The sequence below is a fragment of the Frigoribacterium sp. NPDC087798 genome (assembly GCF_044742985.1).
GTDB lineage: Bacteria > Actinomycetota > Actinomycetes > Actinomycetales > Microbacteriaceae > Frigoribacterium.
The window spans coordinates 116,837-140,435 of record NZ_JBIUVP010000007.1 but is presented as its reverse complement, the minus strand read 5'-3'; the positions used below and the strand labels follow the sequence as shown (position 1 = coordinate 140,435).

General features: G+C 70.7%; 21 protein-coding genes and 1 pseudogene. 21 read left to right on the top strand and 1 reads right to left on the bottom strand.

From position 1 onward, the window contains the following. Positions 1-848: 848 nt before the first annotated feature. The 20 genes and pseudogenes from ACIOSR_RS15120 to ACIOSR_RS15025 all read left to right on the top strand — a co-directional run bounded on the left by ACIOSR_RS15120 (position 849) and on the right by ACIOSR_RS15025 (position 21,545). Complete coding sequence (locus ACIOSR_RS15120; protein WP_402753068.1) at positions 849-1,700, top strand: hypothetical protein; 852 nt, start codon at positions 849-851, stop codon at positions 1,698-1,700. Further along, positions 1,693-2,697, top strand: coding sequence for an HAD-IIA family hydrolase (locus ACIOSR_RS15115; RefSeq protein ID WP_233568298.1), 1,005 nt, complete (start codon positions 1,693-1,695; stop codon positions 2,695-2,697). Before ACIOSR_RS15120 ends, ACIOSR_RS15115 begins: the two co-directional genes overlap by 8 nt. Before the next feature lie 48 nt (positions 2,698-2,745). Next, positions 2,746-2,964, top strand: coding sequence for a hypothetical protein (locus ACIOSR_RS15110; protein WP_402753067.1), 219 nt, complete (start codon positions 2,746-2,748; stop codon positions 2,962-2,964). Then, on the top strand, positions 2,961-3,776 hold the full coding sequence (locus tag ACIOSR_RS15105) for a TlyA family RNA methyltransferase (RefSeq protein ID WP_402753066.1): 816 nt from the start codon (positions 2,961-2,963) through the stop codon (positions 3,774-3,776). Before ACIOSR_RS15110 ends, ACIOSR_RS15105 begins: the two co-directional genes overlap by 4 nt. Positions 3,777-3,781: 5 nt before the next feature. Further along, positions 3,782-4,765 (top strand): NAD kinase, encoded by a 984-nt coding sequence (locus ACIOSR_RS15100; protein ID WP_402753071.1) that lies wholly within the window; start codon positions 3,782-3,784, stop codon positions 4,763-4,765. Next, on the top strand, positions 4,762-6,483 hold the full coding sequence (gene recN / locus ACIOSR_RS15095; RefSeq protein WP_402753065.1) for a DNA repair protein RecN: 1,722 nt from the start codon (positions 4,762-4,764) through the stop codon (positions 6,481-6,483). Before ACIOSR_RS15100 ends, recN begins: the two co-directional genes overlap by 4 nt. 51 nt (positions 6,484-6,534) lie before the next feature. Beyond that, complete coding sequence (locus tag ACIOSR_RS15090) at positions 6,535-8,244, top strand: CTP synthase (RefSeq protein WP_402753070.1); 1,710 nt, start codon at positions 6,535-6,537, stop codon at positions 8,242-8,244. Next, positions 8,241-8,813 carry an NUDIX hydrolase gene (locus ACIOSR_RS15085; protein WP_159825197.1) on the top strand — a complete coding sequence of 191 codons (573 nt, stop codon included), beginning with the start codon at positions 8,241-8,243 and terminating at the stop codon, positions 8,811-8,813. Before ACIOSR_RS15090 ends, ACIOSR_RS15085 begins: the two co-directional genes overlap by 4 nt. Positions 8,814-8,862: 49 nt before the next feature. Then, positions 8,863-9,786 carry a site-specific tyrosine recombinase XerD gene (gene xerD / locus ACIOSR_RS15080; RefSeq protein WP_402753064.1) on the top strand — a complete coding sequence of 308 codons (924 nt, stop codon included), beginning with the start codon at positions 8,863-8,865 and terminating at the stop codon, positions 9,784-9,786. 175 nt (positions 9,787-9,961) lie between these two features. Beyond that, positions 9,962-10,861 carry a ParA family protein gene (locus ACIOSR_RS15075; protein WP_056044876.1) on the top strand — a complete coding sequence of 300 codons (900 nt, stop codon included), beginning with the start codon at positions 9,962-9,964 and terminating at the stop codon, positions 10,859-10,861. Next, the gene (locus tag ACIOSR_RS15070; protein ID WP_402753063.1) at positions 10,845-11,699 is read left to right on the top strand and encodes a segregation and condensation protein A; all 855 of its coding nucleotides are present in this window, start codon (positions 10,845-10,847) and stop codon (positions 11,697-11,699) included. Before ACIOSR_RS15075 ends, ACIOSR_RS15070 begins: the two co-directional genes overlap by 17 nt. Beyond that, positions 11,689-12,327 (top strand): SMC-Scp complex subunit ScpB, encoded by a 639-nt coding sequence (scpB, locus tag ACIOSR_RS15065; RefSeq protein ID WP_402753062.1) that lies wholly within the window; start codon positions 11,689-11,691, stop codon positions 12,325-12,327. Before ACIOSR_RS15070 ends, scpB begins: the two co-directional genes overlap by 11 nt. Beyond that, a pseudogene (locus ACIOSR_RS15060) lies at positions 12,317-13,111 on the top strand (pseudouridine synthase); the annotation flags it as partial. The gene scpB and the pseudogene ACIOSR_RS15060, both read left to right, overlap by 11 nt. A 1,559-nt stretch (positions 13,112-14,670) precedes the next feature. Further along, positions 14,671-15,768: a prephenate dehydrogenase gene (locus tag ACIOSR_RS15055; RefSeq protein ID WP_402753069.1), complete on the top strand. Its 1,098-nt coding sequence runs from the start codon at positions 14,671-14,673 to the stop codon at positions 15,766-15,768. A 134-nt stretch (positions 15,769-15,902) separates the two neighbouring features. Next, on the top strand, positions 15,903-16,580 hold the full coding sequence (gene cmk / locus ACIOSR_RS15050; RefSeq protein WP_173152008.1) for a (d)CMP kinase: 678 nt from the start codon (positions 15,903-15,905) through the stop codon (positions 16,578-16,580). Positions 16,581-16,650: 70 nt separating this feature from the next. Next, entirely contained in the window at positions 16,651-18,099 is a 1,449-nt protein-coding gene (gene der, locus ACIOSR_RS15045) for a ribosome biogenesis GTPase Der (RefSeq protein WP_369700705.1), read from the top strand. A 165-nt stretch (positions 18,100-18,264) separates the two neighbouring features. After that, complete coding sequence (locus ACIOSR_RS15040) at positions 18,265-18,600, top strand: hypothetical protein (RefSeq protein ID WP_402753061.1); 336 nt, start codon at positions 18,265-18,267, stop codon at positions 18,598-18,600. Then, positions 18,597-20,396 carry a hypothetical protein gene (locus ACIOSR_RS15035; protein ID WP_402753060.1) on the top strand — a complete coding sequence of 600 codons (1,800 nt, stop codon included), beginning with the start codon at positions 18,597-18,599 and terminating at the stop codon, positions 20,394-20,396. Before ACIOSR_RS15040 ends, ACIOSR_RS15035 begins: the two co-directional genes overlap by 4 nt. Positions 20,397-20,412: 16 nt before the next feature. After that, a complete protein-coding gene (locus ACIOSR_RS15030) occupies positions 20,413-20,925 on the top strand; it encodes a hypothetical protein (RefSeq protein ID WP_402753059.1) in 513 nt (170 codons plus the stop codon). 53 nt (positions 20,926-20,978) lie between these two features. Next, complete coding sequence (locus ACIOSR_RS15025) at positions 20,979-21,545, top strand: hypothetical protein (protein ID WP_402753058.1); 567 nt, start codon at positions 20,979-20,981, stop codon at positions 21,543-21,545. A gap of 196 nt (positions 21,546-21,741) precedes the next feature. Here ACIOSR_RS15025 and ACIOSR_RS15020 read toward each other — a convergent pair whose 3' ends face one another. After that, positions 21,742-22,194, bottom strand: a complete 453-nt coding sequence (locus ACIOSR_RS15020) for a winged helix-turn-helix transcriptional regulator (RefSeq protein ID WP_402753057.1) — start codon at positions 22,192-22,194, stop codon at positions 21,742-21,744. 54 nt (positions 22,195-22,248) lie between these two features. Between ACIOSR_RS15020 and ACIOSR_RS15015 the strand changes: the two genes are divergently transcribed. Then, positions 22,249-23,490 (top strand): MFS transporter, encoded by a 1,242-nt coding sequence (locus ACIOSR_RS15015; protein ID WP_402753056.1) that lies wholly within the window; start codon positions 22,249-22,251, stop codon positions 23,488-23,490. Positions 23,491-23,599: the final 109 nt, after the last annotated feature.

Below are 23,599 nucleotides of genomic sequence, written 5' to 3'. Positions count from 1 at the left end.
ACTCTCAGCGCCGATGGTACTGCAAGGGGGACCTTGTGGGAGAGTAGGACACCGCCGGACTCCTTTTAGTGCGAACAGCACACGAAACACCAGAAGAGCCGCCCCAGTTGGGGCGGCTTTTCTGCGTTACGGGACGATTCTCGCCCAGCCGAACCGCGCCTCCTGCAGTCGTGGTCGCTTTGGTAGAGTCGACCCTTCACAACTCGACAGCTGGCAGAGAACAACAGAGGAGCACTTCGGTGACTGATCGCGACGACGACGACCGCAAGGACGGCCCACGCCGTCCCTCCTCGGGCTCTGGCAGCGGGGGAGCGAACCGCGGTGGGGGCACAGGCCGGCCCTCGTTCGGTGACCGGAGTCGATCCTCGAGCGACCGCCCGGCTGGCGGGCGTCCCCCGCGCGGCGACCGTCCCTCCGAGGGACGACCCACCAACGGACGTCCCAGCGGGGGGCGACCCGCGAGCGGCGGCCCACAGCGCGGAGATCGACCGTCCTCCGGTGATCGGCCGCAGCGCGGGGATCGTCGCTCGCATGGTGACCGGCCTCAACGGGGAGACCGTCCGTCGTCCGGCGACCGTCCGCAGCGCGCCGGTCGCCCGGGTGGCGACGATCGTCGCGGAGCAGGGCCTCGTGCCGGTTCGACGGGACGTGGCGATCGTCGAGAGGGCTGGACGCCCCGCGAGACCCCGGAAGACCGTGACCCGTTCGGCATCAAGTCGGTCCGTCCGGCGCAAGAGGTCGCGCACGTCCCGGACGACGTCGAGCCCCGTGATCTCGACAAGGTCGCCCGTGGTGAGCTCAAGACGCTCAGCAAGGAGAACGCGGACTGGGTGGCCAAGCACCTGGTCATGGCTGGTCGTCTGATCGACGAGGACCCGGAGGAGGCCCACAAGCACGCCCTGTCGGCAGGACGTCGGGCCGGGCGCATCTCCGTCGTCCGCGAGACGATCGCCATCACCGCCTACCAGGTGGGGGACTACGCCCTCACCCTCCGCGAACTACGCACCTACCGTCGCATCTCGGGCCGTGATGACCAATTGCCTCTCATGGTCGACAGTGAACGGGGTCTGGGTCGTCCCGAGCGGGCGCTCGAGCTCGGGCGGTCCGTCGACGTGTCGACACTCGACGTCCAGGTGCGCGTCTCACTGGCCATCGCGATGTCGGGTGCACGTCTCGACCTCGGCCAACCCCAAGCTGCTCTGGGCGAGCTCGAGATCCCCCAACTCGACCGGACGAAGGCGTTCAGCTACAGCCCGGCCCTCTTCGCCGCCTACGGCACGGTCCTCGAGGATCTCGGTCGCCCCGACGAGGGGGAGAAGTGGCTCGAACTCGCCGACCGGGCCGAGGACGCTCTCGCGGCCCTCGAGCACGGTGGCGCCGACGGCGAGACCGTGGAGATCGTCGAGGAGGACGTCGAATTCTTCGACGAACGACCCGTCGCCCTCGACGAGCCCGCTGAGCTGACCACAGAAGAGTCCGATGAACCGACGTCTGACGAGTCCGGTGAGCCGGCACTCGGCGAGCCCGGCGAGGTGTCAGCGGAGCCTCAGGGCGGCACCGACGACCTGGATGGACCCGAGCAGCGTCCGGACGACCAGACGGACGAGCAGCACGATGAAGAGCAGGGCCAGCACGATGAGACTGCCGATCCCGAGACGGCCCCGCAGGGCACGGACCACGCCGACGACGACCGTGCCTGACGCGATCACGCCCCTCGACGGCGTCGACACCGTCCTCGCCGACCTCGACGGGGTCGTCTACCGGGGGCGGCACGCCATCGAGCACGCGGTCGAGAGCCTGACGGACCTGGCTCGCACCCGTCGGGTCGGGTACGTCACGAACAACGCGTCGCGGACCGCCGAGACGGTGGCCGGCCAACTGGCCGGCTACGGACTCGAGGTGGGCGCGGACGACGTGGTGACGTCCCCGCAGGCCGCGGTGCGCCTCCTCGTCGATGCCGTGCCGGCCGGCTCGACGGTGCTGGTCGTCGGCGGCGAGGGCCTGACGTCGGTGCTCGAGGCCGAGGGCTTCGTCGTCACCCGTTCGGCCGACGACGCGCCCGCGGCGGTCGTGCAGGGTTTCAGCCCCGACGTCGGATGGGCGCAGCTCGCCGAGGCGTCCTTCGCCTTGCACACGGGCATCCCGTGGATCGCGACGAACACGGACTGGACGATCCCGCAGGAGCGTGGTGTCGCGCCCGGCAACGGAACGCTGGTGTCCGCCGTCCACACGGCCGTCGGGCGCCTGCCCGTGACCGCCGGCAAGCCCGAGACCCCGATCTTCACCGCGGCCGTCGAGAGGTTCGGGGCGACGAAGGCCGCGTTCATCGGGGACCGGCTCGACACCGACATCGTCGGCGCGAACGCCGCGGGACTCGTCTCGATCCTGGTGCTGACCGGCATCGACGGCGCGAAGCAGGTACTCGCCGCCGACGCGAAGTCCCGGCCGGACTTCATCGTCGGCGACCTCCGTGAGTTGGACCAGCCGTACCCCGACACCGTCGAACACGACGAAGAGGACGTGCACGTCGTCACGGTCCGTGGGGCGAGCGTCGCCGTCCGCGGTCACGTGGTGCGGGTGTTGTCCGACGGAGGCGACCCCGTCGACCTGCTGCGCGCGGGGGCCGCCGCGGTGTGGGGGACAGGCAAGGCCATCTACGGGCTCGACGTCGACCCGAAGCTGCACGCCGACGGCTGATCGCTCCCGACCCGACCGTCAGGGGCGGCGGCTAGTCTGGACGGCACCATGAGCGACCATCCCGACGCGACCGTCCGCAGCGACACCGACCTCGACGTCGTGGACGCCGGAGACCGTCAGGAGGCGCAGGTGGCGTCCGCCGAGCAGCTGTCGGGCATCGAGTCCCTCCCCTTGTCCTCGCGGGCCGAGGCCTTCGCCGCGATCCACGACGAGCTCCGCGCCGTGCTCGAGGGCACCACCGACGACATCGGTCAGGGCGGTCGATGACGGCCGCCGAAGCGCCGGGGGATCGACTCGACTCGGTTCTCGCCCGGCGTGGTCTCGCCCGGTCACGGACGCATGCCGCCCGCTTGTTGTCGGACGGATTGGTGACCGTCAACGGCGTGGGAGTGGTCAAGGCGTCCGCTCGGGTGGGCGAGTCGGACGACGTCGTCGTCGCCGGCCTCGACCACTACGTGAGTCGTGCGGCACACAAGCTCCTTGGCGCGCTGGACGCGTTCGGGGTCGACCCCACGGGCCGGACGGCCCTCGACGTCGGAGCGTCCACGGGCGGGTTCACGCAGGTCCTCCTCGAGCGCGGGGCCGAGCACGTGGTCGCCCTCGACGTCGGCCACGGTCAGTTGGCCAACCCGGTTCGTTTCGACCCGCGGGTCACGATCGTCGAGGGCGAGAACGCGCGGTACCTGACGGCCGAGCGGTTCGCGGCGTTGACGACCCGCGCCTCCTCGGTGTCGCTCGTGGTGGCCGACGTGTCGTTCATCTCGCTGACGATGGTGCTCCCCGCACTCGTGGCGAGCGTGGGTGTGGACAACGACTTCGTCCTGCTGATCAAGCCGCAGTTCGAGGTCGGCCGACAGGGCGTCCGGGAGGGTCTCGTGCTCGACCCCGTGCTGCGGAACGAGGCCGTCACCACGGTGTTGTGGGCCGCCCACGACCTGGGGCTCGGCACGGCCGGGCTCATCTCGTCCCCGATCGTCGGCGGCTCGGGCAACCGCGAGTACTGTGTGCACTTCTCGGCCTCGGTGGGGACGAATCCGACAGAATGGCTCAGCACGGCCGACAGCTTGACGAGAGGGTGAACGACATCTCTTCGACACGACACATCCTGGTCGTCTCGCACACGGGGCGTCCCGACTCCATCGACGCCGCCCTCGAGGTCTGCGGGTTGTTGGGCGACGCCGGTGTGGTTCCCGTCCTTCCCCGCGACGAGTGGGACGACATCCGTCGGGCCCAGCCCGCGGCCGCCATCGACGACGTCGAGATCCTGTTCGACGGCGTGGCCTGCGACGACCTCGAATGCGTCATCGTCCTGGGTGGCGACGGCACGATCCTCCGTGCCGCCGAGTTGATCCGCGGTACCCGCGCTCCCATCGTCGGGGTCAACCTCGGCCACGTCGGGTTCCTGGCCGAGAGCGAGCGCGACGAGATGGCCGACACCGTCGCCCGCGTCCTCGCGGCCGACTACGAGGTCGAGGAGCGGTTCGCGCTCGACGTCAAGGTCACCAACGGTGACGAGGTCGTCTACGAGACCTGGGCCATGAACGAGGCCACGGTCGAGAAGGCCTCACGCGAGCGCATGCTCGAGGTCGTCATCGAGGTCGACGGTCGTCCCCTGTCGTCGTTCGGCTGCGACGGCGTGGTCATGTCCACGCCGACCGGCTCGACGGCCTACTCGTTCTCGGCCGGCGGCCCGGTGGTGTGGCCTGCCGTGCAGGCCTTGCTGCTCGTGCCGCTCAGCGCCCACGCGCTCTTCGCCCGACCACTCGTCGTCGGGCCCGACTCGGTGCTCGCCGTCGAGGTGCTGAGCCGCACGGACGCTCGCGGCATCCTGTGGTGTGACGGTCGCCGCGAGCACGACCTGCCCCCGGGGGCCCGGGTCGAGTGCAGCCGCTCCGACCAGCCCGTGCGACTTGCCCGCCTGCGGACGGGCCCGTTCACCGATCGCCTCGTGGCCAAGTTCCAGCTCCCCGTCACGGGCTGGCGCGGACCGGCCACCGTCGAGGACGTCGCCGTCGGGGCCACCATCACCCCGACCACGTCCGATCCGGCCCGCGAGGGCGACCGATGATCGAAGAGATCTCGATCCGCGACCTCGGCGTGATCGGTCGGGCGACCCTGCCGCTCGGTCCCGGCTTCACGGCCGTCACCGGCGAGACGGGGGCGGGCAAGACCATGGTCGTCTCGGCGCTCGGCCTGCTGCTCGGTCAGCGTGCCGAGAGCGGCGTCGTCCGCTCGGGCAGCCCCCAGGCCGTCGTGGACGGCCGCTGGCTGGTCCCCGCCGAGGGGGCCATCGTCGAGCGCGTCCGGGACGCGGGCGGCGACGTCGACGACGGTGAGCTCTTCCTCAGTCGCGTGGTCTCGGCCGAGGGGCGTAGCCGTGCGGTGGTCGGCGGACGCACGGCCCCGATCGGCGTGCTCGGCGACCTCGCCGACCACCTCGTGGTGGTCCACGGCCAGTCCGAGCAGATCCGACTGAAGTCCGCTGCCGCCCAACGCGCGGCCGTCGACGCGCACGGCGGGGCCGCCCTCGCCGAGGCCGCCGCACACTACCGTGGCGCGTACGACGCCTGGCTGGCCGCCCGAGCCGAACTGGACGAGATCACCCGCGACCGCGACGCCCGACGTGACGAGGCCGACACCCTGCGGGCCGCGATCGACGAGATCGAGGGCCTCGCCCCCGTGGCCGGCGAACTCGACGAGCTCGACGCCACGGCCGAGCGACTCAGCAACGCCGAAGACCTCAGGCTGGCCGCCGGTCTTGCCCACGAGGTGCTCTCGACCGACGCGGTCGACGGGACGCGCGACGTCGTCTCCCTCGTGGAGGAGGCACGCCGTCAGATCGAACGCGTCTCCCCGCACGACCCGGCGCTCGAGCCCATAGCCGACCTGCTGGCCGAGGTCAGCGTGCAGGTCGGCGAATCCGCCTCCCGCCTGTCGAGCTACCTCGGCACCCTCGACGCCGACGTGGCCGTCGAACTCGAGTCGGTGCAGACCCGGCGCGCGGACCTCGCCGGGCTGGTCCGCAAGTACGGCCCCACCCTCGACGACGTCATCCGCCTCCTCGACGACGGCAGCCGACGCCTGGTCGAGCTCGACGGCGACGACGACCGCCTCGCGCACCTCGACGACGAGGTCGCCGAGCTGCGGGCCGAGGCCGAACGACGGGCGGGCGTCCTCGGGGACCTGCGCCGCGCCTCCGGGGCCGACCTCTCGACGCGGGTCAGCGCCGAGCTGAGCGCCCTCGCCATGACCGGTGCCGAGATCGTCGTCGAGGTCTCGCCTCGGGACGAGCTCGGGACGAGCGGCGGCGACGTCGTCTCGCTCCTGCTGAGGCCGCACCCCGGCAGCGAGCCCCGCCCCCTCGGCAAGGGCGCGTCCGGCGGCGAACTCTCGCGCGTCATGCTCGCGCTCGAGGTCGTCATGGCCGGGTCGAGCGACGTGCCCACCTTCGTCTTCGACGAGGTCGACGCCGGCGTCGGCGGTTCGGCCGCGATCGAGATCGGCCGACGCCTGGCGGCGCTCGCCGAACGGGCACAGGTCATCGTGGTGACGCACCTGGCCCAGGTCGCCGCGTTCGCCACCAACCACCTCCGCGTCGTCAAGGACGCCTCGGGCGAGGTGACGGCGAGCAGCGTGCACCAGCTCGAGGGCGACGAGCGCGTCGCCGAGATGGCACGGCTGCTCTCGGGACTGCCCGACAGTTCCAGCGGTCTCGAGCATGCCCGTGAACTGCTCGAACTCGCCTCGTCGGCCCGACGAACGGCCACGGCCGACACACGTTCGTAACAGGCGTGGTCTGTCGGAACGGCTCGGTGTGACATAGGATGGAATCCCGTGGTGAACGTTGAGAACTCGGGTCCAGATGCCAGCACGACGAAGCACATCTTCGTCACCGGAGGCGTCGTCTCCTCCCTCGGAAAAGGCCTGACGGCCGCCAGCCTGGGCAATCTGCTCACGGCCCGCGGGTTGCGGGTCGTCATGCAGAAGCTCGATCCGTACCTGAACGTCGATCCGGGCACCATGAACCCGTTCCAGCACGGTGAGGTCTTCGTCACCGACGACGGCGCCGAGACCGACCTCGACATCGGCCACTACGAGCGGTTCCTCGACATCGACCTCGGCCAGTCGGCGAACGTCACGACGGGGCAGATCTACTCGACCGTCATCGCGAAGGAACGACGCGGCGAGTACCTCGGTGACACCGTGCAGGTCATCCCGCACATCACCGACGAGATCAAGCGGCGCATGCGTCAGCAGGCCGACGACGACCCCAACCCCGACGTGATCATCACCGAGGTCGGCGGCACGGTCGGGGACATCGAGAGCCAGCCGTTCATCGAGGCTGCTCGTCAGGTGCGCCACGAGCTCGGTCGCAAGAACGTCTTCTTCGTGCACGTCTCCCTCGTGCCCTACATGGGCGCGTCGGGCGAGCAGAAGACCAAGCCGACCCAGCACAGCGTCGCGGCCCTGCGCTCGATCGGCATCCAGCCCGACGCCCTCGTGCTGCGCAGCGACCGTCCGGTCAGCGAGAGCAACAAGAAGAAGATCGCCCTGATGTGCGACGTCGACGAGGACGCCGTGGTCAACGCGAAGGACGTCGCGAGCATCTACGACATCCCGGCCATGCTGAACGACCAGGGGCTCGACGCGTACATCATCGACCACCTGGGCCTCGGCGAGAAGGCCGGCGAGGTCGACTGGTCGGGCTGGCAGCCCGTCCTGACCGCCGTCCACGAGCCGAAGCACGAGGTCACGATCGGCCTGGTCGGCAAGTACATCGACCTGCCCGACGCCTACCTCTCGGTCACCGAGGCCCTCAAGGCCGGCGGGTTCGCGCACCAGACCAAGGTGTCGCTGACCTGGATCCCCTCCGACGACTGCGAGACCGCCGAGGGCGCCGCGAAGGCCCTCAGCCAGGTGGACGGCATCTGCGTGCCCGGTGGCTTCGGCATCCGCGGCATCGAGGGCAAGCTCGGTGCGCTGCGCTTCGCCCGCGAGAACGGCCTGCCGGCGCTCGGCCTCTGCCTGGGCCTGCAGTGCATGGTCATCGAGTACGCGCGCAACGAGGCTGGCTTGACCGGCGCCTCCTCGTCCGAGTTCGACCCCGACACCGAGTACGCGGTGGTCGCGACCATGGCCGAGCAGGTCGACATCATCGCTGACGGTGACCTGGGCGGCACCATGCGCCTCGGCCTCTACCCGGCCGCGTTGACGCCGGGCTCGCTCGCCGCCGACCTCTACGGGTCCGAGCTGGTGTCCGAGCGTCACCGTCACCGCTACGAGGTCTCGAACCAGTACCGTCAGCAGATCGCCGACGCGGGCCTGCGCTTCTCGGGCACCTCACCCGACGGCACGCTCGTCGAGTACGTCGAACTCGACCGCGACGTCCACCCGTTCTACATCGGGACGCAGGCCCACCCCGAACTGCGGTCCCGCCCCAACGACGCGCACCCGCTGTTCGCCGGGCTCGTGGCGGCGTCGCTCGAGCGCCACGATGCGAGCAAGCTGTTCGCCGACGAAGCCGACGCCGCCGAGGTCGTCGCGTGACCGACGCGACCGGCGAGCCGCTCGCCGACGAACCGGCATCGCCGACGATCACGAAGTCCGAGGTCGTCTTCGAAGGCGCGGTCTGGAACGTCAAGCGCGACACCGTCGACTACAACGGCTCGCCGATGGTGCGCGAGTACGTCGCGCACACCGGTGCCGTGGCGGTGCTGGCCGTCGACGACCAGCAGCGCGTGCTCGTGATCAAGCAGTACCGGCACCCGATCCGCTCCCGCGACTGGGAACTGCCCGCCGGCCTGCTCGACGCCGAGGGCGAGAGCAAGCTCGACGCCGCGAAGCGCGAGCTCGCCGAAGAGGCCGACCTGCAGGCGACGAACTGGGACGAGCTCGTCTCGTTCCACACCACACCCGGCGGCAACGACGAGATGGTCACGGTCTTCCGGGCGACCGGCGTCGGCGCCACGGCGGACGCGTTCGAGCGGAGCGACGAAGAGGCCGACATCGAGAAGCGCTGGGTCTCGCTCGACGAGATCGTCGACGGAGTGCTGGCCGGCCGGCTGCACAACTCGATCCTCAGCATCGCGGCGCTCGCCGCGGTCGCGTCCCGCTGAGGCGTGCGTCGCCGAGGTGGCACGGCGGTCCCGGCCGTAGCCTGACCTCGTGACGATCGAGGAGGCGCTGGACAGGTACCTGAGACACGTCTCGGTCGAGCGCGGTCTCAGCCCGAACACGACCGCCGCGTACCGCCGCGACCTCGTCCTCTGGCGAGCGCACCTGGCGGAGGCCGGACGGCGCACCCTGGACGAGGTCGAGGCCGCGGACGTCGCGACGTTCCCCGCGGCTCTGGCGACCCGCGCCGAGAAGCCGCTCGGCGCCTCCTCGGTGGCCCGGGTGTTGTCGTCGGTGCGCGGTTTCCACCGCTTCGCGCTCGAGGAGGGGCTGGTCGCGGTGGACGTGGCAGCCACCACCCGGCCGCCCAAGCTGCCGAGTCGCCTGCCCAAGGCGATCTCGGTGGGTCAGGTCGAGGCGCTGCTCGCCGCGACGGACGGTGACGAACCGACCCGGCTGCGCGACAAGGCCCTGCTCGAGCTGCTCTACGCGACGGGGGCACGCGTGAGCGAGGCCGTGTCGCTCAACGTCGACGACGTGATCGAGGGCGACGTCGTGCGCCTGTTCGGCAAGGGGAACAAGCAGCGCGTCGTCCCGCTCGGCAGCTACGCGCGCCGGGCGCTCGACGCCTACCTGGTGAGGGCCCGACCGGTGTTCTCGCCGCGGGGAGACCCGACGCCCGCGCTGTTCCTCGGTACGCGCGGGGCCCGGGTGTCCCGGCAGAACGCGTGGCTGATCATCCAGGCGGCGGCCGACCGGGCGCAGCTCGGCATCGAGGTGTCGCCGCACACGTTGCGGCACTCGTTCGCGACGCACCTGCTCGAGGGCGGGGCCGACGTCCGGGTCGTGCAGGAGTTGCTCGGGCACTCGTCGGTCGCGACGACGCAGATCTACACGCTGGTGACGGCGGACGCGTTGCGGGACGTCTACTCGACGGCGCACCCGCGTGCCCGGTGGGCGTCGTCACCCGCGTGACGACCCGGCGACGACCCGACGACGACCCGGCGCCCACCACGCGGGGACCCGAGGCCGACCCGGCCCCGACCTGGCGCTGACCAGGCAAAACCCTCAAGCAAGGCATGAGGCTTCCTGGTGACGGGCCGGGCGCGGCAGCCCGTCGGCGTCGGGGGGCGCCGGTACTCTCGTACCCGTGAGCACCAAGCCGACCTCGAGCACCCCCGCCCTCTTCGAGAGCGCTCCGGCGACCGTCCCCGCGAACGGCCCCACCGGGCGCCCGCGCACCGAGTTCCCGACTCCCGCGCCCCTGTCGAGCCACGGCCCGGCCCGCATCATCACCCTCTGCAACCAGAAGGGCGGCGTCGGCAAGACCACCACGACGATCAACCTCGGTGCCGCGTTCGCCGAGTACGGCCGTCGCGTGTTGGCCATCGACTTCGATCCGCAGGGTGCGCTGACGGCCGGCCTCGGCGTGCAGTCGCACGACCAGGCCACGATCTACGATCTGATGATCGGTGCCGTGAAGGACGCGCACGACGTCATCGTGCCCACCCGCGTCGACAACCTCGACGTCATGCCGGCCAACATCGACCTCTCCGCCGCCGAGGTGCACCTCGTCAACGAGGTCGCCCGCGAGCAGATCCTCGCGCGCATCCTGCGCCAGGTCAGCGACGAGTACGACGTCGTCCTGATCGACTGCCAGCCCTCGCTCGGCCTGCTGACCGTCAACGCCCTCACCGCGGCGCACGGCGTGCTCATCCCGCTCGAGTGCGAGTTCTTCGCCCTCCGCGGCGTCGCCCTGCTCGTCGAGACCATCGAGAAGGTGCGCGACCGGCTCAACCCCGCGATCACCCTCGACGGCATCCTGCCGACCATGTTCGACTCGCGCACGCTGCACAGCCGCGAGGTGCTCGAACGCGTCGTCGAGGCGTTCGACGACCAGGTGCTCGAGACCGTCATCGGCCGCACCGTGAAGTTCCCCGACGCCTCGGTCGCCGGCACCCCGATCACCAAGTTCGCCCCCGAGCACCCGGCGGCGCAGGCCTACCGCCAGCTGGCCCGAGAGCTGATCGCGCGTGGTGCCGCGGCCTGAGTCGGCGACCGCCGAGGCCGGCGCCGACGAGACCGCCCTCGCGGGCCCGGAGGTCTCGCCGGGCTTCGAGGTGCGGCTCGAGAACTTCAGCGGGCCGTTCGACCTGCTGCTCTCGCTGATCAGCAGGCGCGAGATGGACATCACCGAGGTCGCCCTCAGCGCCGTGACCGACGAGTTCCTGTCGTTCCTCCGTCGCATCGACACCGACGAGAACCTCGACCAGGCCAGCGAGTTCATCGTCGTCGCGGCGACGCTTCTCGACCTCAAGGTGGCGGGGCTGCTGCCCCAGGGCGAGCTCGTCGACGCCGAGGACGTCGCCCTCCTCGAGGCGCGCGACCTGCTCTTCGCCCGGCTGCTGCAGTACCGCGCCTTCAAGCAGGCCGCCGAGTGGTTCGCCCAGCACGGCGCTGCCGAGGCGGCGCGTCACGCCCGCTCGGTGCGGCTCGAACAGAAGTACCGCGTCACGACCCCCGAGCTCGTCTGGACGCTCTCGCCCGACGACTTCGCGGCGCTCGCCACCCTCGCCCTGGCGCCGCGCGAGACACCCACGGTCGGCCTGGAACACCTCCACGCCCCCCTGGTCAGCATCCGCGAGCAGGCGGCCGTCGTCGTGGCGCTGCTCCGTCGTGGGACGGTCCTCACCTTCCGCGAGCTCGTCTCGGGAATCGACGAGAAGGGCGTCGTCGTCGCCCGGTTCCTCGCGCTGCTCGAGTTGTACCGCCACGCGTCCATCTCGTTCGAGCAGGTCGAGCCGCTCGGTGAACTCAGCGTGCGCTGGGTGGCCGAGACCTGGACCGAAGAGAACCTCGCGGCGCTGGGGGCCGACTATGAGGGCTGACGCGACCCGCGCCTCCTCGTCCGTCGACACGGCCGACCACGACGTCGTCCAGGCCGTCGACGAATCGCCGTCGTCACCCGATGCCGTCGCACGTCGTCTCGAGGCGTTGTTGATGGTCGCCGACGAGCCGCAGTCGCTCGTCGACCTGGCGACCGCCGTCGGCACCCCCGTGGCCGCGGTGCGGCAGGCGATCACGATGCTCGTGGCCGATTTCGACGGTGTCGACGGCACGGTCCGACGGGGTTTCGAGCTGCGTGAGGTCGGTGGCGGCTGGCGATTCTACGTCCGCGACGAGCACGATCCGGTCGTGCGCGATTTCGTGCTGACGCAGAACCCGACGAAACTGTCCTCGGCGGCTCTCGAGACGCTGGCGGTCATCGCCTACAAGCAACCCATCACCCGCAGCAGCATCGCCCAGATCCGGGCGGTCAACGTCGACTCGGTCGTCCGTACGCTGTTGGGTCGCGGTCTGATCACGGAGTCGTCCACCGACCCCGAGACAGGCGCCATCAACTACGAAACGACAGGCCTCCTCTTGACCCATCTCGGCATCAACTCGCTCGATGAGCTGCCGCTCATCTCGCCCCTGCTCTCGGACGGCCAGGGGGGTTTCGACGATGTCGCGTAGTCAGTTCTCCTCCGACGACTCCGAGCTGGCCTCGGGCGAGCGCCTGCAGAAGGTCATGGCGGCCGCGGGCGTGGCCTCGCGCCGGGTCAGCGAAGACATGATCGCCGCCGGGCGGGTGACGGTGAACGGCAAGGTCGTCACCGAACCCGGCCGCCGCATCGACCCGACAAAAGACAAGATCGTCGTCGACGGCAGCGCCGTGCAGCTCGACGCCACGCGTCGTTACGTCATGCTCAACAAGCCGGTCGGCATCGTCAGCACCCTGAGCGACGAGAACGGCCGGCCCGACCTGCGTCAGTTCACCGAGCAGTACGAAGAGCGCCTCTTCAACGTCGGCCGCCTCGACGTCGAGACGAGCGGCCTCCTCGTGTTGACCAACGACGGCGAGCTCGCGCACGTTCTCGCGCACCCGTCGTTCGGCGTCACCAAGACGTACATCGCGAAGGTCAAGGGCGTCGTCACGCCCGCCGTGCTCAACGAGCTCATGACCGGCGTCGAACTCGACGACGGCCCGATCGCGGCGGACAAGGCGACGCTCGTCGCCGGTGGCGCGGGTCTCTCGCGTTCGTCCGACTCGTCGCTGATCGAGGTCACCCTGCACTCCGGGCGCAACCGCATCGTCCGTCGCATGCTCGAGGCCGTCGGCCACCCGGTCATCGACCTCGTGCGCCGGTCGTTCGGTCCGCTGCACCTCGGCACGCTCAAGGTCGGCCACATGCGCTCGCTGACCAAGGTCGAGCTCGGGGCCATCCTCACCATCTCGCGCGACGCCACGGCCGACTCCACGGTCGACGCCGCCCCGATCACCGAGAGCCCCGACGCCCCCGTCGACGAGGCCGACGTCGTCGAGCTGGCCCTCGCCGAGGACGAGGTCGAGAAGGACTACTACGACGAGGACGACGAAGAGTACGACCCCGCGACCGATGCCCGTGCCGAGCGTCGCCGTGCCGCGGCCCGCGACCAGGCCGAGTCGACCTCGCGCCGGGCGCAGGTCCGGCGAGAGCAGGAGGCGCGCCGCGGTCAACGCGACGAGAGCCCGACCCGAGGTGGGTACCAGGGCAACCGGCACGACGGACGCTCGGGCGACGAGCGTCCCGTGCGCGGCTACCAGGGCAACAACGACGACGGTCGCGGACGCGAGGGACGACCGGCTCGCACCGGTTACCACGGCAGTGACGAGCGTCCCGCTCGCGGCGGGTACCAGGGACGCGACGACCGCGCTGGATCTCGTGGTGGCTACCAGGGCCGCAACGACGACGGTCGCGGCGAGTCTCGTGGTGGCTACCAGGGGCGGAACGACGACGGCCGCGGGCGCGACGAGCGTCCGGCCCGTGGCGGGTACCAGGGACGTGACGACCGCGGTGGAGCACGACCGGGGTACCAGGGCCGCAACGACGACGGCCGCGGTCGTGACGATCGCGGGGGGTTCGTGTCACGCGACGATCGCGGCTCGCGAGGCGGGTTCGTCTCGCGCGACGACCGTGCGCCTCGAGGTGGCGGAGACCGTCCGCTGAGCCCTGGTGAAGAGCGCGCGGCGGGGTACCCGAACCGCGACGCCAACCGCGACCCGCGCACCGGACGCCCCTCGGGCATCCGTGCCGGCGGCAAGGCGACCAATCGCGGATGGGTCGACCGCGGCGCAGCGGAGCGGGGCGAAGACGACCGTGGCGCGCGTGACGACCGTCGTGCCGGTGCCGGTGGCGGTGCCGGTGGCTACACGGGTGGGCGCGATTCGCGCGACGACCGTGGGGGCTCGCGTGGCGGGTACCAGGGCCGCGACGACCGGAGTGGACGTGACGATCGTGCCGGTCGTGACGACCGTGGTGGTTCGCGCGGTGGGTACCAGGGTCGCGACGACCGTGGTGCGTCGCGTGGCGGCTACCAGGGACGAGAACAGCGTGACGACCGCGGTGGCTACCAGGGTCGTGACGACCGCGGTGGCTCGCGCGGTGCCGGCTACCAAGGTCGTGACGACCGCGGAGACTCGCGCGGTGGCTACCAGGGTCGCGACGACCGTGGAGGCCGCGACGGGGCGCGCAGCGGCGGCTACCAGGGCCGTGAGCAACGCGACGACCGCGGGGGTTCGCGCGGCGGACCCGCCCGTGGCCCGCGCGACGACCGCGGAAGCCGCGACGACCGCGGAGGCCGCGACGACCGTGGCGGCCGCGACGACCGTGGCGGCGACCGTCCGTACCGTGGCCGACCCGACGCCGGGGGACGTGGTCCCCGAGGGGGCGGACGGTCGTGACCGACGCGCACCGCGCCTCCTCGTCCGACGACGCCTTCGGGTCTGACGCGCCGCTCGTGGACGCGCCGTCGGCCGACCCTTCGACGGTCGGCGTGCTGACGGCGGGCAGCCGTCGGCTGGCAGGCCAGGTGCGCATCGTCGGTTCGGGTCTGCTCGGTGCCAGCATCGGTCTGCGTCTGCGTCAGCACGGCGTCGACGTGATCCTCGACGACGTGTCACCGGCGGCGCGCAACCTCGCCGTCGACTACGGCGCCGGGCGGCTCCCGGCCGACGGCGACGCCCCCGGGCTCGTCGTCGTCGCCGTGCCGCCCGACGTCACCAGCGACATCGTCGCGCGCGAACTCGATGCCTGGCCCGAGGCACTCGTGACCGACGTCGCATCGGTCAAGGTCGCCCCGCTCGCCGAGTTGCGTGCGCGCGGCGCCGACGTGTCGCGGTACATCGGTTCGCATCCCATGGCCGGCCGCGAACGCGGGGGAGCCGTCTCGGCTCGCGCCGACCTCTTCGTCGGCCGCCCGTGGGTCATCGCGGGGCACGACGACATCACGTACCGTCGGGCGGCCGCCGTCGAAGACCTGGCGCTCGACCTCGGAGCGACCCCGATCGAGATGACGCCGGAGGAACACGACGCCGGCGTCGCCCTCGTCAGCCACGCGCCGCAGGTCGTCGCCTCCCTCATGGCGACGCGTCTGCGCGACGCTCCGGACGCCTCGCTCGGCCTCGCCGGTCAGGGCGTCCGGGACGTCACGCGGGTCGCGAGCAGCGACCCGGCGCTCTGGACGCAGATCCTGGGGGCGAACGCCTCCCGCGTGGCCGTCGTGTTGCGCGACCTGCGCGCCGACCTCGACCGCGTCGTCGAGGCCCTCGAGGCACCCGACGCGCCGGGCAGTCGCCGCGCCGTCGCCGAGAGCATCGGCGCCGGCAACGTCGGCGTCGCCCGTCTGCCCGGCAAGCACGGGCAACAGACCCAGTTCAGCTCGGTGATCGTCATGGTCGACGACACTCCCGGGCAACTGGCCCGCCTGCTCACCGAGATCGGTGAGATCGGCGTCAACCTGGAAGATCTGCGGCTCGAGCACTCGCCGGGTGCGCAGGTAGGACTCGCGGAGGTATCGATCGTGCCCGAACAAGAAGACCGACTCGTCACCGAACTCGAGACCCGGGGTTGGACCGTCGTGGGGGCGTTCGCGTGAGCGGCGACCTGGGCGGCACGAGCCCCGTCGGCTCGTCGGACGTCGACCCCGAGCGCTCGCCGGGTGAGCACGGCGTCGGAGGTCCCGCCGGCGAGGCCCACGTCGAAGAGTTGCGGGCCGAGACCGCCGAGGCCGTGCACCGCCACGTCGTCGTGGCCGTCGACGGACCGGCCGGGAGCGGCAAGTCGAGCGTCAGCCGCGCCTCCGCAGCTTCCCTCGGCTTCGATTACCAAGACACCGGGGCGGCCTACCGGGCCTTCGCCCTGCACGCGCTCGACAGCGGCGTCGACCTCGACGACGCCGAGGCCGTCATCGCGACGCTGCCGACGTTCCGCTACGCGATCGGGATCGACCCGGCCCGCGCCTCCTCGGTGACGATCGGTGGTCGCGACGTCACCGACGAGATCCGCACGCCACGCGTGACGACCGCCGTCAGCCACGTGGCCAAGCTGCCCGAGGTCCGCCGGTTCATGGTCGACCTGTTCCGCCGCATCATCGCGTCGACGGACAAGCCGGGCATCGTCACGGAGGGGCGCGACATCACGACCGTCGTCGCACCGGATGCCCAGGTCAGAATCCTGTTGACCGCGAGCGAAGCCGCTAGAATGGCCAGGCGTTCGGCCGAGGTGACCGGGCAGAGTGCCGAAGAGACAGCTCGGCAGCTCTCGACCCGCGACCGGCTCGACAGCAAGGTCGTCGACTTCATGACCGCCGCACCCGGCGTCTCCACCGTCGACTCCACCCAACTCGACTTCGACCAGACCGTGCAGGCCGTGGTCGAGCTCGTGCGAGCGAGCACCCCCATTTCTTAAGGAAGTCCCCATGGCAGACGACGACAAGTACCCCGAGCTCGACGAGCAGATGGTCGACCGCATCCAGACGATGCCCGACGAGGACGCCGACCAGCGCGCCCGAGCCCTCCGCGCCGGCCTGACCGACTACGACCTCGACGAGGGCGACATCGACGTCCTCGAGGGAGCCGACTGGGACCCCGACGCACTCACCTACGCCCCGGCCCTGCCGGTGCTCGCGATCGTCGGCCGACCGAACGTCGGCAAGAGCGCCATGGTCAACCGCATCCTCGGGAGGCGCGAGGCCGTCGTCGAGGACAAGCCCGGCGTCACGCGCGACCGCGTCTCGTACAAGGCCGAATGGGGCGGACGCCGCTTCACGCTCGTCGACACCGGCGGATGGGAGCCCGACGCGATCGGCATCGACCGCTCGGTCGCGATGCAGGCCGAGATCGCGGTCGACCTGGCCGACGCCGTGCTGTTCGTCGTCGACGTCAATGTCGGGGCGACCGCCACCGACGAGGCCGTCGTGCGCATGCTCCGTGCCTCGCACAAGCCGGTCATCCTCGTCGCCAACAAGAGCGACGATGCCCGGAAAGACCTCGAAGCCGCGTCACTGTGGTCGCTGGGGCTGGGCGAGCCCTTCCCCGCGTCGGCGCTGCACGGTCGCAACGTCGCCGACCTGCTCGACCTGTGCATGACCAAGCTGCCCGCGGTGTCGACCGTGGCGAAGCAAGAGATCGGTGGCCCTCGTCGCGTCGCGATCCTCGGTCGACCGAACGTCGGCAAGAGCTCGCTGCTGAACAAGGCCGCGGGCGAAGAGCGCGTCGTCGTCAACGAGCTCGCCGGCACGACCCGTGACCCCGTCGACGAGCAGGTCGAGATCGCCGGTCGCGTTTGGACCTTCGTCGACACCGCCGGCATCCGCAAGCGCGTCCACCTGCAGCAGGGCGCCGACTTCTACGCGTCGCTGCGCACCTCGGCCGCGCTCGAGAAGGCCGAGGTCGCGGTCGTCGTGATCGACGTCACGGAGCAGATCTCGACGCAGGACCTGCGCATCATCGACCTCGTGCTCGAGTCGGGTCGCGCGCTCGTGCTCGCCTTCAACAAGTGGGACCTGCTGGACGACGACCGTCGCCGCTACCTCGAGCGCGAGATCGAGCAGGACCTCGACCACGTGTCGTGGGCCCCGCGCGTGAACATCTCGGCCCGCACGGGGCGTCACCTCGAGAAGCTCGTGCCCGCCCTCGAGCTCGCGCTCGAGTCGTGGGACACCCGCATCCCGACCGGCAAGTTCAACGCCCTGCTCGCCGAGCTCGTCGCCGAGCACCCGCACCCGCTGCGGTCCGGCAAGCAGCCGCGCATCCTGTTCGGGACCCAGGCCGCGAACCGCCCGCCGACCTTCGTGCTCTTCACGACCGGGTTCCTCGACCCGCAGTACCGTCGCTTCATCACGCGACGCCTGCGCGAGATCTTCGGCTTCGAGGGGACGCCCATCACGGTCAACATGCGCGTCCGCGAGAAGCGCAAGCGCCCGTAGTCCTTCTCCCGTGCCCGTCCCGTCGACGGATCGGTACCGCCCTCAGGCCCGCCTGTGGACTGAACGCCCGGTTGTGGATCGTTTCCACACCGGGCGTTCTGCATTGCTAGGGTGGCTCCCATCGGCAGCGATATGTGAATGTCGCATGATGAAGGGCGAGGGTGCATGGCAGACCTGGTGGTGGACGAGAAGACGCTGACGTCGGTTGCGTGGCGGGTGTCGACGGCGGCCGTCGACGCCGAGGTGTCGGCGACGCTGACGCTCGGGTCGGTGGCCGACGTCGGCTCACCGAGCGTGGCGGGGGTCCTCGACGAGGCGACGGGGCAGCTGGTGAGACGGGCGGGGTTGGCCGTCGAGGCGATCCAGGCGGTGGGCGACTTCACGACGACGTTCGTGCGCGAGTTCGAGCAGGTGGAGTCGCGGCTCGCCGCCGGCTTGCCGGTGGACGACCTGGCCGCTGGCTTGCCGGTGGGCGACCTGGCCGGGGTGGGGTCCAAATGAGTGCCGACGCCGGCCCGGGGGTCGGGTCGGTCGAGGGCATCCGGCAGCTCGCGACGACGAGGCGGACCGAGGTCGACGATCTCGAGGTGGCGGCCTACCGGTTGGCCGAGGCGGCGAGCTGGGGTGCCGAGTGCTGGCGGGGACGCTCGGGCGAGCAGTTCGTCGCGTCCATGACGGACGTGTCCGCCGAGGTGACTGCTGTGGCTCGGGGCCTCGAGCACCACGCGGCGGCGCTCGAGGCGTACGCGGTCGACGTGTCGTTGATCCAGGGGTCTCAGCAGACCCTGGAGGCGCGGCGCGCGATGGCCGAGCAGAACATCCTCTCGACGGGGGTCGCCTTGAAGACGATCATGCGTGAGGCGCAGGACGCGGCGCGGGACGACCTGATCGGCCTCGTCGTGGAGTCCGAGTACCGCTCGGGTGAACGGTCGACCTTGCAGCGTCGCATCGACGACGAGCAACGCGAGCTCGAGGTCGTCGCGGGCTTGTGGGCCGACCTGGTCGAAGAGCGGGCTGCGGCCGATCGCCGGTGCATCGCCGCGCTGCAGAGCCCCGAGGCGATGGGGTCCCTGCCGCAGGTCACCGGGGAGGCCCTGGCCGCGGGGTCGTCCGAAGAATTGTTGGCGCTGCTGGCAGGGCTCTCGGCCACCGAGCTGACGATGTTGCTCGAGCAGCACCCCGAACTGGTCGACGAGGCGTTCCTGGCCGATCCCGAGCGGGTGCGGGCCTGGTGGGACGAGCTCGGCCAGCAGGGTGCGCGGAACGCTGATGGGCTGACCGCGGTGCAGGTGGCACTGGTGCGAGGGGCTCCGGCGATCATCGGGGCCCTCGACGGTCTGCCGCCGTCGGTACGGGTGGCGGCGAACGTGTTCAACGCGAAGCGGCGGATGGCCGAGATCGACGAGATGGTGGGGCCGATCGGGCGGCGGGGGCTGCAAGGCGACAATGAGCTGCTCGCCGCACTGGCGCGCGAGCGCGCGTACCTCGGGCGAGCTGTGGCGGAGCCGCCGACGGTTCAGCTGTACCTCTTCGATCCGTCGAAGAGTCGCATCATCGAGATGATCGGGGACTGGAACGAATCGACCAGGACGGTGCTGACCTACGTGCCGGGGACGCTGACGAACATGGACTCGTTCTACGGGAAGAACGGAAGTCTGCAGCAGATGGCGAAGTGGCTGGAGGCGAACGATCCGGATGGAACGTCCGTGGCGTTCGTCTTCAAGGACGGGGTCTTCCCGGGTGGCGCCGAAGGCAGCAAGAACCCGGCCGAATTCGTCGGGGCTTTCGCGCAAGCCAACGACCCCGAATTCGCGCGCGAGACGAGCAAGGCGCTGTACGACTTCCAGCGGGGGCTGGCAGTGGATCCGATCAGAACGGAACCCGGATACCGCGACGTGGCCATCGGGCACAGTTGGGGGTTGGCGAACATCACGTCCGCCGAGGTCCACGGGGTCACGTACAACAAGGTGATCTCCCTCGCGGGTGCCGGGATGCCGCCGGAGTGGGAGCCGCGAGCGGGCACGACCTACACCGACTACAGCTACTGGGACTTCCTGATGGAGGCTCAGTCAACCGGTGGTGTCTGGGGCGGGCGGAACCCGAACCGGTCTGACGACTTCGACTCGCGTGGGTACTACCAGAGTCCGCATGACGTGGAACTCGAGCAGACCGGGGCAAGCTACACCCCGGTCTGGAAGCTGGACGACAACCATGCGCTCGTCGCTCGATCGAGTGACGACAATGCACCGGTGCGCGATGCGCTCACGGACGAGATCTATGAGGAACAGCATGACTAGGCGACGCGGAGTGTGTGTGGCAGCTGCCCTCGTCTTTGGAATGATCGGCCTATCGGGCTGCAACACCGAAATGCATGACAACGCGAAAAGGACGCTCTACATGGACGAAGAGACCGATCGAGTAGACCTGCCGGCCCTGAGACGGGACATCATGGATGTCCAGCGACGTTTCGCGTCGATGGGTCCTGAGGATCAGATAGTCGGAATCCTCGAACCGCCGGACGGCGTCCTGATGTCGTGTTCGGACGGTCGATTCCAGTGGACGGGCTCGACCACTGTCGAGTACTCGACCGTTCCGGAGGAACAGGGCTACTTCGAGGGACTGGAGGCGGAGCTTGCTGACGACGAGGCGTTTAGTACCAATCGCCAATCTTCCCCCGATGGCGAGAGCGAGCGCCTCATTGTCATGAGCGAGGACGGCACTCGTTACTCGGTCAGGGTATGGACGGGCCGCTCGAAGGTCCAGGTGTCGTCGAGTTCGTGGTGCTTCATGCTGCAGCCCGGGCAGGCAGAGGATGGTCAGTTCTGAGGGCGGAGTAGGGCACCATTGGTGTTCGTGAGACGAGCGGACGGGGTGCGAGGGTGACGGGCGCTGGGCTGTGGCACCGCGCCTCCTCGGGGGCGGGGTTGTCGGCCGCGGCCGACCGGGTGTGGCAGCGGCTGCAGCTCGACCGGCTGGCCGGGGGGCGTCACTCGGGCTACGTCATCCATGAGGACATGCAGCGGCACCCGCGCACGGTCCGTAGCTTCGTCGGCATCCGGTGGCTCCTGTTCGGCGAGACCGTCGTCGGGCTCACCGCCATCTTCATCGCCGCCGTCCTCACGAGTCGTGGCGAACACGTCCCGTGGGCCGTGTGGTTCCGCTCCACGGTCGTCCTCTTCATCACCGCCTCGCTGTACGTCTTCGCGTGGCGCGCCCAGCTCGGCTACTACTGGGCCTACTCGCGCCTCCGCCTGTTCAGCCGCATCTTCCCGATCGTGACGCTGATCATCGCGACCATCCCCGGGCTCTACCCCGGGTGGATGGTCGTCGAACAGATCGTCTTCTCGCTGCTGATGATCGGCATCGGTGACCTCCTCACGAGCGACCACATGCGCGCGGCCTTCCCGCGACCGGCGAAGCCCGACGTGGTCGACAGCGCGAGCTGAGAGTCCGGACGGCTCTCACCAAGCCACGAGGTAAACAAACCGCCATCCGATTCCGTGGCGGGGTGTTTATTTCGTGGCGGGCTGGCGGGCTGGCGGGCTCGCAGGCGGGGCTGCGTGGTTGGCGGGTGGGCCGACAGCCGGGCGAAGGCAGACAGGTGGGCCGGCGGCAACGGCCGCAGGCCCGAGGAGGCGCGGGTCAGTCGCCCGCGCGCGGAACCATCTCGACGTCGGCGGGTTCGACCTCGCGGCCGTCGCCCGTGACGAACGCGACCCGCACGGGCTCGCCCGAGCCGGCGACGCTGAACCGGCGTGCGGCGCCGTCGGGGTGCGGATCGTGCTCGTCGCCCCAGACGGCGAGGGCGGCCAGCACGGGGGAGAGGTCGCGGCCGGCGTCGGTCAGCAGGTACTCGACGCGCTCACGGGCCCCGTCTTCCCGGTAGGTCGAGCGCTCGAGCACGCCGGCGGCCACGAGCGACTCGAGCCGGGCCGTCAGCACGTCGGGCGACAGGCCGAGCCGCGCCCGGAACTGCGAGAACCGGGTGTGCCCGAGCAGCGCCTCCCGCACCACGAGCAGGGCCCAGCGCTCGCCGAGCAGGTCGAGGCTGCGCGCGATGCCGCAGCGCGGGTCCAGGGGTCCACGAGAAGCCATGCCGACAGCCTACCTCGATAGGCTTTTCGTATCCAGGGTGCTAGCGTCGCCGTCATGCCCCGTGACCTCGCTGCCTCCGTCCGTCCCGACGGGCCGGACCGGCTCGCGTTCTGGACCTGCGCCTCCGTCCTCGCCCTCGCCTTGTGGACGAGCGGCGCCGCGACGCCGGTCTACCCGCTCTATGCGACCGACTGGCAGCTGACGCCGTTCGTCACGACCGCGATCTTCGCCGTCTACCCGCTCGTCCTCGTCGTCGTGCTCCTCGTCTTCGGCAGCCTCAGCGACACGATCGGTCGGCGGGCGAGCATCCTGCTCGGCGTGAGCGCGTCCATCGTCGGTGTGCTGCTGTTCGCGCTGGCTCCGGACGTCGGCTGGGTGCTGGTCGGCCGCGCGTTCATGGGCCTCGGCGTCGGCCTGTCGCTCAGCCCCGCCACCGCCGCGATGATCGACATCGCCGGTCCCGTCAACTCGGCGCGCACCGGAGCCATCAGCACCGCCTCCACCGCCGTCGGCCTCGTCTTCGCGACGCTGCTCGGCGGAGCGCTCGTCCAGTACGCGCCCGAACCGCTGCACCTCACGTACTGGGTTCTGCTCATCGTCGAGGTGGGCGTGCTCGTCCTCGTCTGGCGGCTGCCGCGGGACCGGGACGCGCTGGCCGGGCGCTGGAGGCCACGGTGGCCGAGCGTGCCGCGCGCGCTCCTCGGGGCGGTGGGCGCCGCGGCCGTCTGTGTCAGCGCCTCCTACGCTCTCGGGGCCGTGGTCCTCTCGCTCGGTGCCGAGATCGGCGTGACACTGATCGGCAGCGACAACGCGTTCGTGACCGGCGCGGTGATCGCCCTGTCGATGGTGGTCATCGCGGTCGTGGCGCTGGCGTCACGACGCGTCCCGGTGGTCGTCGCCGTCGTCGTGGCGGCGGGGGCGACGGCGCTCAGCTTCACGGCACTGGTGCTGGCCGCTGCACAGCAGTCGTTGGGCCTGTTCTTGGCGTTCTGCGTGCTGTCGGGCGTCGGCTACAGCCTCTTCTTCGCGTCGGGGCTGGGGATCGTGTCGCGGTTCGCTCCGGAGCGCCACCGGGCGGGGACGCTGTCGGCCGTGTACCTCGTCGCCTACCTGGTACAGGGGGCGGCTGCTCTGTGGCTCGGGGCGCAGGCGACCCGCGGAGGGCTCGAGAGCGCCGTCGACGTCGGAGCCCCGGTGATCGTGGGGCTGGCGCTCGCGGCGATGGTGGCGGTCGTCGTGGTGATGCGCGGGCGGGAGCGGCGCGGGCGGGAGCGGCGGCGGCGGGTCGCGGCGTAGGGGCAACGTGCGGCGGGCGGCGGCCAGCGGCGGGCGGCAGGCGGCGGGCGGCAGCACAGACCGCGGGCCGCGACCCGCGGGCGGCATTCAGCACAGCTTGCGGCGGTCG

What these genes read in the sequence shown, in the direction of transcription:
- scpB (WP_402753062.1), top strand. Translation starts at nt 11,689, where the DNA reads ATGAGGGCTGACGCGACCCGCGCCTCCTCGTCCGTCGACACGGCCGAC.
- ACIOSR_RS15120 (WP_402753068.1), top strand. Translation starts at nt 849, where the DNA reads ATGGCTGGTCGTCTGATCGACGAGGACCCGGAGGAGGCCCACAAGCAC.
- ACIOSR_RS15015 (WP_402753056.1), top strand. Translation starts at nt 22,249, where the DNA reads ATGCCCCGTGACCTCGCTGCCTCCGTCCGTCCCGACGGGCCGGACCGG.
- ACIOSR_RS15110 (WP_402753067.1), top strand. Translation starts at nt 2,746, where the DNA reads ATGAGCGACCATCCCGACGCGACCGTCCGCAGCGACACCGACCTCGAC.
- ACIOSR_RS15105 (WP_402753066.1), top strand. Translation starts at nt 2,961, where the DNA reads ATGACGGCCGCCGAAGCGCCGGGGGATCGACTCGACTCGGTTCTCGCC.
- der (WP_369700705.1), top strand. Translation starts at nt 16,651, where the DNA reads ATGCCCGACGAGGACGCCGACCAGCGCGCCCGAGCCCTCCGCGCCGGC.
- ACIOSR_RS15020 (WP_402753057.1), bottom strand. Translation starts at nt 22,194, where the DNA reads ATGGCTTCTCGTGGACCCCTGGACCCGCGCTGCGGCATCGCGCGCAGC.
- recN (WP_402753065.1), top strand. Translation starts at nt 4,762, where the DNA reads ATGATCGAAGAGATCTCGATCCGCGACCTCGGCGTGATCGGTCGGGCG.
- ACIOSR_RS15035 (WP_402753060.1), top strand. Translation starts at nt 18,597, where the DNA reads ATGAGTGCCGACGCCGGCCCGGGGGTCGGGTCGGTCGAGGGCATCCGG.
- ACIOSR_RS15040 (WP_402753061.1), top strand. Translation starts at nt 18,265, where the DNA reads ATGGCAGACCTGGTGGTGGACGAGAAGACGCTGACGTCGGTTGCGTGG.